This window comes from Microbacterium sp. NPDC058062, from assembly GCF_042885375.1.
Lineage (GTDB): Bacteria > Actinomycetota > Actinomycetes > Actinomycetales > Microbacteriaceae > Microbacterium > Microbacterium trichothecenolyticum_C.
Genome location: NZ_JBHVSC010000005.1, coordinates 185,572 through 199,239, shown reverse-complemented (window position 1 = coordinate 199,239; position 13,668 = coordinate 185,572). Strand labels below are relative to the sequence as shown.

Genomic DNA, 13,668 nt, shown 5'->3' with positions numbered 1-13,668 from the left:
CAGAACATCCCGGATGCCGGGGGTCGCGCCAGACCCCCGGCATCCGGTATGTTCCCCTCAGTCGATGATCCGTGCGCTCTCGCGGGTCCCGACGTGAGGCTGTGGGGGCCTCGGCGCCTGGCGACGGCCCTTTTTCCTGGGGAGGAAACCGCCATGTCGCGTGCTCGTGTCGTCTCGCTGGTCTCGATCGGGGCGCTCATCGGCGCCCTGCTGGTGCCGCTGGCCGGAGCGGGGGCGGCCTCGGCCGCCACCCTGCAGCCATCGGGTCTCGAGACCGGATTCCAACTCGACGGAGACAAGGCGGGAGGCACGCCGCCGAACACGTTCGACTGGGACTCGTTCCTGACGACCCCGGTGCCCGACGGCAGCTACACCTTCACCCCGACCGGGCCGTACACCACCGCCGCAGGGCTGTCGTCGACCGGCATCCTCGACGCCACGTTCGCGTGGGACAACGGCACGCTCGCCGACGCGTGTCCTTCGACCGCGCAGGATGCGACGGGCTCGCCCGGATCGCAGACGCCCAACACCATTCCGTGGGCGCCCGGCGGGGCCAACGTCAACGACAAGGGCAACATGTGCAGCACCGGGTCGGCTTACGAGGTCGTCGTCGATGCACAAGGAGCCCGCCATGCGATCCTCTACTCGTACTGGACGCGCCTCGTCGGCAACGGCAGCCTGAGCCTGCTGCAGAACCTCGAAGGTCCCGCCGCGGGCCGCTGCGACGACGTGCTGGTGGTGTTCGACTACGAGTCAAACCTCGGCACCGTGACGGTGCACTTCCGTCGCTGGACACCGAACGCGAACGACGGCTGCGCCAACCCGAACGGAGCGGGCCAGTGGCTGCCCACCGGGCAGGCGGTCGACTTCGCGTGGGCCGTGGGCGTCCGGACCGAGGGGCCTCTGCCCGTCGGCAACCAGCCGCAGGCGACCTTCGGCGAGTTCGCGGTCGACCTCACCACGGCCGGACTGTTCAACCCGGATGCCTGCACCACGTTCGAGGTGTCGACCGAGCTCTCGCGCACGGGGTCCGACTTCGGCGCGCAGACGCAGGACTACCTCGATGCGGCAGATCCCCTCGTCCTCTCGAACTGCGGTTCGCTGAGCGTCACCAAGGACGTCGTGCCCGCCGGCTACGACTCCGACGACCGATTCGACTACCTCGTGGATCGCGCCGGCGGTGGCATCGTGCTGCCCGAGACGGGCGCGACGCAGATCGCCGACGACCTGGGCATCGGCGAGACCGACACGTTCCAGAACGTGCTGGGCGCGACCGACTACCGGCTCTCGGAGACGGTCGCCGACCCGTGGCAGCAGCAGTCGGCCGTCTGCACGACCACGCAGCCGGGCACCGGCGAGCCCGTGGAATTCGTGCTGGCGAATCCGACCGACCCGTTCACCGTCTTCCCGAACACGCAGACCGACTGCGTCATCACCAACGCCACGTCGACCGTGACGGTGACGAAGCAGACGCTGCCCGACGGGTCGCCGCAGCAGTTCTCGTTCGACGTCGGCGGCAATGCGGCGACCCTGAGCGACGGGCAGAGCGCGACGTTCGCCTTCGCCCCGGGATCCGAGGTCGACATCAGCGAGGTCGTCCCCGACGGCTGGATGAGCGAGCCCGCCATCGAGTGCAGCGACGGCGGCGCGCAGATCGATGCCGCCGCTGCGGCCGCGACGGTCACCACGGTCGCCGGGCAGGACGTCTCGTGCACGTTCACGAACACCCAGCTGGGCAGCATCGTCATCAGCAAGGAGGCCATCGGGACGCCGGACGACACGGAGTTCACCTTCCAGGGCACCTGGCCGACGGGCACGGCCGACGGGATCTTCACGATCAACACCGAGGTCGGCGACGGCACGAACTACTCGCGGACCTTCACCGGGATCACGCCGGGCACGTACTCGGTCGACGAGATCGGCGATCGGCACGGCACGCTGCTCGGTTCGCTCATCTGCACCATCGGCGGTGTCGACACGGTCTTCACCGACACGACCGAGGCGGAGTTCGAGCTCGCGCCCGGTGACACCGTGACCTGCTACTACGTCAATGTCACGCCGGGTCAGATCCTGGTCGTCAAGGAGACCGACCCGTTCGAGTACGACCAGGACTTCCCGTTCCAGTTCGGCCCGACGGACGGCGGCGTGACCGACACCTTCGACCTGAACCCGCTGCCGGGCCAGGCGACGTGGAGCCTCCAGAACCTCGAAGCGGGTTCGTACGACATCACCGAGATCCTCGCGGAGCTGCCCGACTGGGCGCTGACGAACATCACGTGCGACGTCTCGGGCGACGGCAGCTGGACGAGCGACCTCGAGACGCTCACGGCCACGGTGAACCTGCCCGACGCGGGCGTCGCGCAGTGCGTGTTCCACAACACCGCCGCGCCGGTCTCGCTCGACCTGTCGAAGACCGCCACCGGCGTGACCGACGGCTTCGGCTGGTCGTTCGACTTCGAGCTGACCGATGAGAGCACCGGCGACGTGCGCGTGATCACACTGACGTCGGACGATCCGTCGATCGAGGTCACCGACATCGTTCCCGGCGTCGAGTACAGCCTCGTCGAGGTCGCGGAGTCCGGATGGGGCGGAACGCTCGACTGCGATGTCGTCGACAACCGCGAGGCCGACGACGGCTGGCAGTTCACCCTCGCCCCGGGCACCTCCTTCTCGTGCACGGCCGTGAACACGGCGGCGGCGGCATCCGTCTCCGTCACGAAGACCGTCACCGGCGTGACGGGCGACTACGAGTGGTCGTTCCCGTTCGCGCTCACGCCGTCGGAGGGCGTGACGCCGGAAGGCGGCGAGCAGTCGATCTCCGGCACCGGCGAGAGCTCGGAGACGGCGACCTGGACGGGCCTCCTCGCGGGAGAGACGTACACGATCACCGAGCTCCCGGTCCCGGGCTGGGTGCAGGGGACGCTGACCTGCGCCGGGTTCGAAGGCGACATGGACGACGACCCCGCCTCGTTCACCTTCAGGGCGGAACCGGGCGCCGAGATCAGCTGCGAGATCGAGAACTCGCCGGAGCCGATCGACATCACGATCGACAAGACCGCGATCGGCGGCGACGCGACGTTCCAGTGGGTGCTCACCCCGATCGACCCGGCGGGCGAGGCGATCGTGTCGTCGGTCGTGACGGAGAACGGCGAGGGCACGGCGACATTCGCCGGTCTCACCCCGCGCGGCCTCTACTCGCTGGCCGAGCGCGACCTTCCCGGCTGGATCGAGGGCGAGATGGTGTGCACCGTCACGCACGCCGACGGCGAGACCGAGGCACTCGACATCACCGGGTTCCGGGTCGAGCCCGGCGATCAGATCGGCTGCGACGTCGAGAACGTCGCCGTCGGCCGAATCGTCGTCGTCAAGAATGTCGAGGGCCCCGATGCCGTGTTCGACTTCACCGGCACATGGGTCGACCCCGTGGACTTCTCGATCGAGACCTCCGAGGGCACCGGGTCAGCGACCTTCGAGGACGTCACCCCCGGGGAGTACGAGGTCACCGAGGTCGCGCCGGACGGCTACGACAACACCGACCTCGTCTGCGTCGACGGCGACCCGGAGGGCGGCACGTCGACCGCGGAGGAGCTCGTCGGATACATCGTGCTCGACCCGGGCGAGACCGTGGTGTGCACCTTCACCAACACGGAGTGGGGCTCGCTCATCGTCGACAAGACGACGCTGCCCGCCGGCTCGGCTCAGGAGTTCGACTTCGAGTGGGGTCCCGACGGCGAGGCGTTCACGCTGACCGACGAGGCCGACCCGTACTCGACGGGGCTGATCGCCCCCGGCTCGTACACCGTCACCGAGACGAGCGAGCTGGAGCGCTGGCTGCTCGACGACATCGAGTGCGTCGGATCCGACCGCGAGCCGTTGATCGAGGGGACGTCCGTATCGGTCGAGGTCCCGCTCCAGGGCGCCGTGTACTGCACGTTCGTGAACGCGTATCTGGCGCCCCTCGAAATCGAGAAGACCGTCACCTCGGGTCCGACGAAGCAGGCGGACGGCACGTTCGCGATCGCCTACTCGGTGGCCGTCACGAACCCGGGTGCACTCACCGACACCTATGACCTCGACGACAAGCTCCGCTTCGGGAGCGGCGTCACCGTCGTCTCGGCGAGCGTGTCGTCGGTCGAGGGTCTTCCGGTCAACGCCGGATGGGACGGCCTCACCGATCTGCGGATCGCCACGGGCATCACGATCGACGCGGGCGTGACGCACACCTACGACGTCAAGGCCACCGCGCGGGTGTCGTCGACGATCACCACCGATCAGGCGGACTGCATGACCGGCTCCGACACGGAGGGCACCGGTCTCCTCAACGCGGCGACGGTGCTCTTCACGGATGGGGAGGCCACCGCGACGGCCTGTGCGCCGGTGCCGGCGGTCCTCCCGCCGACGGGCGTGACCCTGACCGCGCTGTGGGTGGGACTCACGATGCTCGCAGGCGGCGTGATCCTGTTCGTGATCCGCCGGCGGCGCTACCCGCGGACGGAGAGCGCGGCCTGATAGAGCTCGCGGCTGGAGTGTCCGGTGAGTCCGGACACTTCGGCCGCGGCCTCTTTCAGGCGCGTGCCGCCGCGGACGAGCTCGAGCACCTGCGTGACCGCATCGGGGAACGCGACGCCGCGCGCGGGCGCTCCCTCCACGACGATCACGAGCTCGCCGCGGACACCGCCCTCGGCCCACGAGGCGAGCTCGGCGAGGGTGCCGCGCGCGACCTCCTCGTGCAGCTTCGTCAGCTCGCGGCAGACCGCGCCGCGCCGATCGTCGCCGAACGCGGCAGCCATGTCGGCGAGCGTCGCGGCGACCCGCGACGGCGCCTCGAAGAAGACCATCGTGCGCGGCTCGGTGCTCAGCGCGCGGAACGCCGCCCCGCGCTCCCCCGCCTTGCGGGCCACGAAGCCCTCGAACGTGAAGCGGTCGGTCGGCAGCCCTGAGACCGCGAGCGCCGTCACGACCGCGCTCGGCCCGGGGATCGCCGTGACGTCGACGCCGGCCGCCGCGGCCGCCGCGACGAGGCCGTAGCCGGGGTCGCTCACGGTGGGCATGCCCGCATCGCTCAGCACGAGCACGTCCTGCTCGCGCGCGAGCTCCACGATCTCGGGCGCCCGCTCCTTCTCGTTGTGATCGTGCAGCGCGATCAGTCGCGGTCGGTTCGCGATGCCGAGTGCGGCCAGCAGACGCTGGGTCGTGCGGGTGTCCTCCGCGGCGACGATGGTCGCCTCCTCGAGGGCCTCGACGAGCCGGCGGGACGCGTCCCCGAGGTTTCCGATCGGAGTCGCCGCGAGGATGATCACCCCCTCAGCCTAAACTTGACCGGGTGACGGATGCCCCGCGGCTCGAGGCCGACCAGCCCGCCGCGCCGCTCCTCCCCCCGGCACGACCGAGTCTGTACGACCGCTTCGCCCGCCGGCTGAGCGAGGACGCGCGCGCTCGGCGGCTGTATCGGTGGCTCGGTCCTGCGATCGTCCTGGTGATCGCCGCGGTCCTGCGGCTGTGGAACCTCGCCGCGGCGCACGACCTCATGAACCAGTTCGACGAGACGTACTACGTCAAGGACGCCTGGACGCTGCTCAACCTCGGATACGAGGCATCCTGGCCCGCGGGCGCGAAAGAGAGCTTCCTCTCGGGCGATGTGAACGTGTTCACGACCAATCCGTCGTTCGTCGTGCATCCGCCGCTCGGCAAGTGGATCATCGCGCTCGGCATGGCGGTGCTCGGCCCCGACTCGGGCTGGGGCTGGCGCATCACGACGGCGCTCCTCGGCATCGCGTCGGTGCTGGTGCTCATGCTCATCGCGAAGCGCCTGACCCGCTCGACCACGTTCGCCGTCGTGGCAGGCCTCCTGATGGCGGTCGACGGCCTCGCCATCTCGATGAGCCGCATCGCGCTGCTCGACACGTCGCTGACGTTCTTCGTGCTGCTGGCTTTCCTGTTCGTGCTGCGCGATCGCGAGCGCACGATGACGCGCATCGCCCAGACCGTCGCGGCCCGCTACGAGGGTGAGACGCCACCATCCTGGGGACCCGTCCTGTGGAACCGGCCCTGGATCATCGCCGCGGGCTCCGCCCTCGGGGCGGCCAGCGCCGTGAAGTGGTCGGGCGCGTGGGTGCTCGCGGGCCTGGGCGTGTACCTCGTCGTCACGGACGCGCTGGCCCGACGCCGCGCGGGCGTGCTGTTCTGGCCGACGGATGCTGTGCGCCAGGGCTTCGCGACGTTCGTGCTGTTCGTCCCGGTCGCTCTCGTCGTCTACGTGGCGTCGTGGTCGGGGTGGCTGTTCGGCTCAGGAGGTTACGACCGCCAGTCCGGGAGCAATCCGCTCCAGAGCCTCTGGATCTATCACGTCGCGATGTACAAGTCGACGGCCGGCATCACGTCGGGGCACTCGTACGCCAGCCCTGCATGGCAGTGGCCGCTGCTGTGGCGTCCCACCGGCGTGTACTACCACCACGACGCGATGGGCGTGAACGGCTGCACCGCGCCGAGCGGCTGCGTGGACGTGATCTCGACGATGCCCAACCCGCTGATCTGGTACGCCGGCGTGGCCGCCGTGCTGTACCTCGCGTACCGCTTCGTGGTGGCGCGCGACTGGCGCTACGCCCTCGTGCTCACCGGTGTCGCCGTCACCTACGTGCCGTGGCTGTTCCTGCCCGAGCGCACGATCTTCCAGTTCTACACGGTGCTGATCCTGCCGTTCATGCTGCTCGCACTCACCTTCGCCCTGAAGGACATCGCCGGTCCCCCCTCGGCCGACTCGTACCGCCGGCTCACGGGTCAGCGACTCGTGCTGGTCTTCCTCGTCGTCGCGCTCGCACTGTCGGCGTTCTGGTACCCGATCATCTCCGCGATGACCGTCCCCTACGACTTCTGGCACCTGCACATGTGGATCAACAGCTGGGTGTGAGCCGCGCTCAGGCCTGCAGGTCGGCCACCTCGGTCACCGGCAGCCGGCACGCGAAGTCCCGGCAGTCGTACGCGGTCGGGCGTCCGTCGCGCAGTCCCTTCTCGGCGAACAGCTCGAATCCCGCTTCTGCCCACGAGAGCGACTGCTCAGGCGACACGATGGGAACGACATCGGCACGGATGTTGCACGCCGCCGTCGCGAGCGCGGCTCGGGCGTCGTCCGTGACGACGACGACCTGCCGGGGCGGCCCGGCGAGACCGGCGGCGACCCGCAGGAGCGCGCCGTACGCGAGCGGCTGGGCGAGGGCTGCGGGCGCGTGGACCGCGACGAGCCGCTCGGCGATCGACCGATAGCGGTCTCCCGCGCCCAGCATCCAGAGCGCCGCGGCGGCGGCCGCGACAGACGCGGCCCCGGACGGCTCATCGGCGTCGGAGGCGGCATCCGGTGCGCCGATCCCCTGCCGGGACAGCACCGGGTCTCCCCCGCCGGGCACGGCGACACGGTGCTCCTCATCGACGCAGGAGTCGATCAGCTCCCGCGCCCGCACAGCGTAGGCGACCTCCCCCGTGGCGACGGCGAGGGCGATGAGCCCCGCGGCGAGCTGGCCGTGGTCGGCGAGCGTCGCGTGCGCGCGGGACGGCACCTCGTCGAGGGAGGCGCGCAGCAGCCGGCCGTCCGCGGTGACGTTGACCTCGAGCACGGCGTCCGCCGCCCAGCGCGCCGACTCGATCCACGACGGCTCGTCCAGCTGCGCCCCGGCTCGTGCGAGGGCTGAGATCGCGAGGCCGTTCCAGCCGCTCACGACCTTGCCGTCGACGGCCGGGGGCTCGAGCGCGCCGCGATCGGCCGCATCGCGGGCGTAGTAGCCGCCTTCGCTGCGGGCACCGTCGATCCACGACTCCGAGTCCTGCGCGGCGCCGAAGCCGCCGCCCGGCTGCTGCAGCACATCGCGCAGGAACCCGGCGATGCCGCGAGCGACGTCGTCGCGGGGCGGAACCGCGTCCATCGCGACCTCGAGCAGCTGGGCGTTGTCGGTCAGCATCCGCTCGTAGTGCGGCACCGTCCAGTCGGGCCGGGTCGCGTAGCGGAAGAATCCGCCCTCCACCGCATCGCGCAGCGGCGAGGCGGCCATCGCGGTGAGGGCACGATCGGCGACGGCGGATGCCTCGGGCGCGTGCCGGCGGACGACCCCGGTCTGCAGGAACCGGAGCGCGGTCGCGACGGGGAACTTCGGGGCACCGGCGGCGGGCTCACCGAACCCGCCGTGCCGCGGATCCTCTCGGCCGGCGAGCGCGCGTGCGGCGACGGTCAGGTCATCGGCGGTGGGCGGCGGCGCTTCCGAGGCAGGCGTCGAGTCGCGGACCTCCGCGAGAGCACCGGCGACGGCATCCGCCGTCTCGTCGATCTGGTCGCGTCGCTCGGTCCACGCCTCGTGCACCGCGGCGAGCACCTGCCGGAACGCCGGGATGCCGGCGCGGGGCTGCGGCGGGAAGTAGGTGCCGGCGTAGAACGGCCGGCCCTCGGGCGTCGCGAACACGGTCAGCGGCCAGCCGAGGCTCGGAGAGAACGCCGAGGCGGCGGCCATGTAGGCGGCGTCGACCTCGGGGTGCTCCTCGCGGTCGACCTTGATCGACACGAAGCCGGCGTCGAGCTCGGCGGCGGTCGTCTCGTCCTCGAACGACTCCCGGGCCATCACATGGCACCAATGGCACGTCGAGTAGCCGATCGACACCATGACCGGAACATCCCGGCGTCGTGCCTCGGCGAACGCCTCCTCGCCCCACGGAAACCACGCGACCGGATTGCCCGCGTGGGCTCTCAGGTACGGGCTCGTCGCTTCCGCGAGGCGAGGGTTCACGGCATCCGCTCCCGCTCGCGAGCGGTCAGTTGACCTCGTCGGGGTGCGCGCTGACGCGCCCCGTGCCGTCGCCCGGCTCCATCGCGTCGATGGCGGCGATCTCGTCGGCGGTGAGCTCGAAGTCGAACACGTCGAGGTTCTCCTCAAGGCGCTCGCGGCGCACCGACTTCGGGAACACGATGAATCCCTTCTGCAGGTGCCAGCGCAGCACGGCCTGCGCCGGCGTCTTGCCGTGCGCCTCGGCGGCCGCGGCGACCGGGGCCGCACCGAACAGGTCGTACTTGCCCTGTCCGAGGGGTCCCCACGACTCGATCTTCACGTCGTGGGCGGCGGCCCAGTCCGTGATGTCGCGCTGCTGGTGGGCGGGGTGCAGTTCGATCTGGTTGACGGCCGGGACCACTCCGGTGGCCGACACGATCTTCTCGAGGTGCGGCACGAGGTGGTTCGAGACGCCGATGCTGCGGGTGAAGCCGGCGTCGCGCAGCTCGATGAGCTTCTCCCACGCGTGCAGGTAGTTGTCCTGGGCGGGCGTCGGCCAGTGCACGAGGTACAGGTCGACCTGCTCGAGTCCGAGCTTGGCGAGGCTCTCCGCGATCGCGGCGTCGGGCTCGTCGCCGTCGTGGCGGTCGTTCCAGAGCTTCGTGGTGATGAACAGCTCGTCGCGCGCGATGCCGCTCGCCGCGATGGCCGCGCCCACGCCCTCTTCGTTGCCGTAGATCGCGGCGGTGTCGATGTGGCGATACCCGACCTCGAGCGCCTCGGTGACGGCCCGCTCGGTGTCCGCCGGCGGCACCTTGAAGACGCCGTAGCCGAGCTGAGGGATCGTGTTGCCGTCGTTGAGGGTCACGCTGGGGACTGTCATGGTTCCCAGCCTAGGCGCGCGGATGCGGCGGCGGACGGGTCGATCCGGCGACCGGCCGGAAGGGATACGATCGAAGGCTATGTCCGCGCCCGAACCCGTCATCTCGTATCCGCCGGAGCTCCCCGTCAGCGCCGCGCGCGACGAGATCGCGCGCGCCGTCCGCGACCACCAGGTCGTGATCGTCGCGGGCGCGACCGGGTCGGGCAAGACCACGCAGCTGCCGAAGATCGCGCTCGAGCTCAGGCGGACGCGGATCGCGCACACCCAGCCCCGCCGCATCGCGGCGCGCACCATCGCCGAGCGCATCGCCGAAGAGCTGCAGGTGCCGCTCGGCTCGACGGTCGGCTACAAGGTCCGCTTCACCGACAAGGTGTCGGAGGACACGCGCATCGCGCTGATGACCGACGGCATCCTCCTCAACGAGATCCACCGCGACCGGCTGCTGCGCCGCTACGACATGGTCATCGTCGACGAGGCTCACGAGCGCTCGCTCAACGTCGACTTCCTCCTGGGCTATCTGCGGCGCATCCTCCCCAAGCGCCCCGACCTCAAGGTCGTCATCACGAGCGCGACGATCGACCCCGAGAGCTTCGCGAAGCACTTCGCGAGGCCCGACGGAACGCCGGCACCGATCATCGAGGTGTCGGGACGCACGTATCCGGTGGAGATCCGGTATCGGCCGCCGGCGCGACCGGCCAAGGGCGAAGAGGAGTCCGACGACGTCGACGGCATCACCTCGGCCCTCCGTGAGCTCGACCGCGAGGCGTCCGGCGATGTGCTCGTGTTCCTCCCCGGCGAGGCCGAGATCCGCGACGCCGCGGACGCCGTCCGCGGGATGTACGCGAAGGATGCCGCGCCCACCGAGGTGCTCCCCCTCTACGGGCGCCTGTCCGCAGCCGAGCAGCACCGGGTGTTCGAGCGTTCGCAGGTGGCCGGCATCCGGCGCCGTGTCATCCTGGCGACGAACGTCGCCGAGACGAGCCTCACGGTGCCCGGCATCCGGTACGTCGTCGACACCGGCACGGCGCGCATCTCGCGCTACAGCAACCGCAGCAAGGTGCAGCGTCTGCCGATCGAGGCGGTGTCGCAGGCGTCCGCGCAGCAGCGGTCGGGGCGCGCGGGCCGCACCAGCGACGGCATCGCGATCCGGCTGTACTCCGAGGAGGACTTCGGCACACGGCCCGAGTTCACCGAGCCGGAGATCCTGCGCACGAGTCTCGCCTCGGTCATCCTGCAGATGCTCTCGCTCGGCTTCGGCGACATCTCATCGTTCCCGTTCCTCACTCCCCCGGATTCGCGGGGCGTCAAGGCCGCCCTCGATCTCCTCGTCGAGCTCGGCGCCGTCAAGGCCGGTCGCGACCACCCGACGCTCACGGACCTCGGCCGCGAGATCTCGCGCCTGCCGATCGACCCGCGGTTCGCGCGCATGATCGTCGAGGCGCGCCGCACCGGTGTGCTGCGCGACGTGCTGGCGATCGTCGCGGGGATGTCGATCCAGGATGTGCGCGAGCGCCCCGAAGACCGTCGCGAGGAGGCCGACCGCCTGCACGCGCGGTTCACCGACCCCTCGAGCGACTTCCTGAGCCTGCTCAACCTGTGGAACCACCTGCAGGAGAAGCAGGCAGAGCTCGGCTCGAGCGCGTTCCGGCGCCTGTGCCGCGCGGAGCACCTCAACTACGTGCGGGTGCGCGAGTGGGCCGACGTGCACCGTCAGCTCAGCGCGCTCGTGAACGCCCCGCGCCCTTCGACACGCTCAGGGACCGGGAACGCCGGCACCGCCGACCCTGACGAGCTCCACAAGGCGATCCTGTCGGGGCTGCTCTCGCACCTCGGGATCCTCGACGAGCGCACCACGTCGATCGCCGCGCGGGGCCGCACCGGCTCCGACCGCGCGGAACAGCGGCGCGGCGCCGAATACCTGGGTTCGCGGGGTACCCGGTTCGCGATCTTCCCGGGCTCCGGGCTCAAGAAGAAGCGCCCGACCGCGGTCATGGCCGCCGAGGTCGTCGAGACGAGCCGCCTGTTCGCGCGCACCGTCGCCGCGATCGACCCGGCCTGGGCGGAGCCCCTCGCGGGCGACCTCGCCAAGCGCTCGCTGAGCGAGCCTCACTGGTCCAAGGCGTCGGGCGCGGCATCCGCCTACGAGAAGGTCACGCTCTTCGGCCTCGAGATCGTGCCGAAGCGCCGGGTGCAGCTCGCGCGGTTCGACCGGCCGTTCGCGCGCGAGCTGTTCGTGCGCCATGCGCTCGTCGAGGGCGAGTGGGACTCGTCGCACCTCGACAAGAAGCTCACGGCGTTCGAGCGCCGCAACCTCGAGCTGCGCCGGCGCCTCGAGAAGATCGAGGAGCGCGAGCGCCGCCGCGACATCCTCGTGGGCGACGAGGCGGTGTTCCGCTTCTACGACGCCCGCCTTCCCCGCGACGTGTTCGACGCACGCTCCTTCGAGGCCTGGTGGAAGGATGCCTCGGCCCGCACGCCGCGCCTGCTCGACATGACGGAGGCCGATCTCGTCGACGAGGCGTCGCGCGGCGACGAGCGCGACTTCCCGGCGCGCTGGACGCAGGGCGACCAGGTGCTCTCGCTGGCATACCGGTTCGAGCCCGGCGCCGCCGACGACGGCGTGACGGCCGTCGTTCCGCTGGCCCTCCTCGCGCAGCTGCGCCCCGACGGCTTCGACTGGCAGGTGCCGGGGATGCGGGACGAGCTCATCACGGCGCTGCTGCGCTCGCTGCCCAAGTCCATCCGCCGTCACGTCGTCCCCGCCGCGGACTGGGCGGCGACCTTCGCCGCCGACCTCGCCGGGCAGGGTCCCGAGGCTCATGACGGTGTTCCGCCGATGCCGCTCCGCGCCGCGCTCGCTGCGCGCATCCAACGCGTCGCGAGCCAGCCCGTGAGCGCCGCCGACTTCGAGATGGAGCGGGTGCCCGGGCACCTGCAGGTGTCGTTCCGGGCGGTCGACGAGCGCGGGCGAGCGGTGGGCTCCGACCGCGACCTGGCCGCGCTGCAGGCGCGGCTGGCCGATCGGGCCCGCACATCGGTGTCCCGTTCGCTCACCGCGACGAGCCCGGCGAACGGGCGCGGCGACCGCCTCGCCAAAGGCCCCGCGTCGCGCCTCGCGGCAGCACCCGGCGATGCCTCGCGGCCCGAGTCGACGTTCACCGAGCGCACCGGCCTCACCGACTGGACGTTCGGGGACCTGCCGGACGTCGTCGACACGAAGGTCGCCGGAGGCGTCGTGCGCGGCTATCCTGCGATCGTCGACGAAGGCGCCTCGGTCGCGCTCCGGATCGAGACGACCCCCGAGGCCGCGGCCCGCGCGACCCGGGCCGGCGTCCGGCGCCTCGTGCTCCTGTCGGTCGCGTCGCCGTCGGCCTATGTGCTCGAGCACCTGACGTCCGCCGAGAAGCTCGCGCTCGCGGCATCCCCGTATCCGTCCGCGAAGGCGCTCATCGAGGACGCCCGCGTCGCGGTGGCGGACGCCGTCATCGCACGCACCGCTCCCGACGCCGTCGTACGCACCCGCGCCGGATTCGAGGCGGTGCGCGACGCGCTCTCGGGCGCGGTCGTCGACGAGCTGTTCCAGACGGTGTCGCTGACCGCTCGCATCCTCACGGCCGCGCGCGACGTGGAGCGCGCGATGCGGGACGCGAACTCGCTGACGCTCCTCGGCGCGCTGAACGACATCAAGGGGCAGCTGCCGGGCCTGGTGTTCCCGGGCTTCGTGTCGCGCACCGGCACCGCCCGGCTGGCGCAGCTCCCCCGCTACCTGCGCGGCGCGCTGGATCGCGTGCGGGCACTCGCCGACAACCCGGGCCGCGACCGCCAGCGGATGACCGAGTTCGAACGCGCCACGACCGTGTTCGCCGAGGCCGGCGGCGTGATCCCGCCGGCGGATGACGCCCCGTTGCCGCTCGTGCACGCCCGGTGGCTGCTCGAGGAGTACCGTGTGAGCCTGTTCGCGCAGTCCCTCGGCACGGCCGAGCCCGTGTCGCTGCAGCGGATACAGAAGGCCCTCAGGGAATAGCCGCCTCGACGACAGGA

Annotated in this window: 6 protein-coding genes; 3 read left to right on the top strand and 3 right to left on the bottom strand. The window is 71.1% G+C overall.

Annotation, left to right across the window (positions count from 1 at the left end; translation table 11 throughout):
• Positions 1 to 153: 153 nt before the first annotated feature.
• Positions 154 to 4,509 (top strand): hypothetical protein, encoded by a 4,356-nt coding sequence (locus tag ACFVSU_RS17360; protein WP_387145742.1) that lies wholly within the window; start codon positions 154 to 156, stop codon positions 4,507 to 4,509.
• Here the strand turns inward: ACFVSU_RS17360 and rsmI are convergent.
• Entirely contained in the window at positions 4,482 to 5,300 is an 819-nt protein-coding gene (rsmI, locus tag ACFVSU_RS17355; protein ID WP_387145739.1) for a 16S rRNA (cytidine(1402)-2'-O)-methyltransferase, read from the bottom strand. The genes ACFVSU_RS17360 and rsmI overlap by 28 nt on opposite strands.
• A 23-nt stretch (positions 5,301 to 5,323) precedes the next feature.
• Here rsmI and ACFVSU_RS17350 point away from each other — a divergent pair, with 23 nt between their 5' ends.
• Positions 5,324 to 6,907: a dolichyl-phosphate-mannose--protein mannosyltransferase gene (locus tag ACFVSU_RS17350; protein ID WP_387145736.1), complete on the top strand. Its 1,584-nt coding sequence runs from the start codon at positions 5,324 to 5,326 to the stop codon at positions 6,905 to 6,907.
• 7 nt (positions 6,908 to 6,914) lie between these two features.
• Here ACFVSU_RS17350 and ACFVSU_RS17345 read toward each other — a convergent pair whose 3' ends face one another.
• Positions 6,915 to 8,765 (bottom strand): thioredoxin domain-containing protein, encoded by a 1,851-nt coding sequence (locus tag ACFVSU_RS17345; protein ID WP_387145733.1) that lies wholly within the window; start codon positions 8,763 to 8,765, stop codon positions 6,915 to 6,917.
• A gap of 25 nt (positions 8,766 to 8,790) precedes the next feature.
• Positions 8,791 to 9,627, bottom strand: a complete 837-nt coding sequence (locus tag ACFVSU_RS17340) for an aldo/keto reductase (RefSeq protein WP_387145730.1) — start codon at positions 9,625 to 9,627, stop codon at positions 8,791 to 8,793.
• A 79-nt stretch (positions 9,628 to 9,706) separates the two neighbouring features.
• Between ACFVSU_RS17340 and hrpA the strand changes: the two genes are divergently transcribed.
• Positions 9,707 to 13,651 (top strand): ATP-dependent RNA helicase HrpA, encoded by a 3,945-nt coding sequence (hrpA, locus tag ACFVSU_RS17335; RefSeq protein WP_387145726.1) that lies wholly within the window; start codon positions 9,707 to 9,709, stop codon positions 13,649 to 13,651.
• Positions 13,652 to 13,668: the final 17 nt, after the last annotated feature.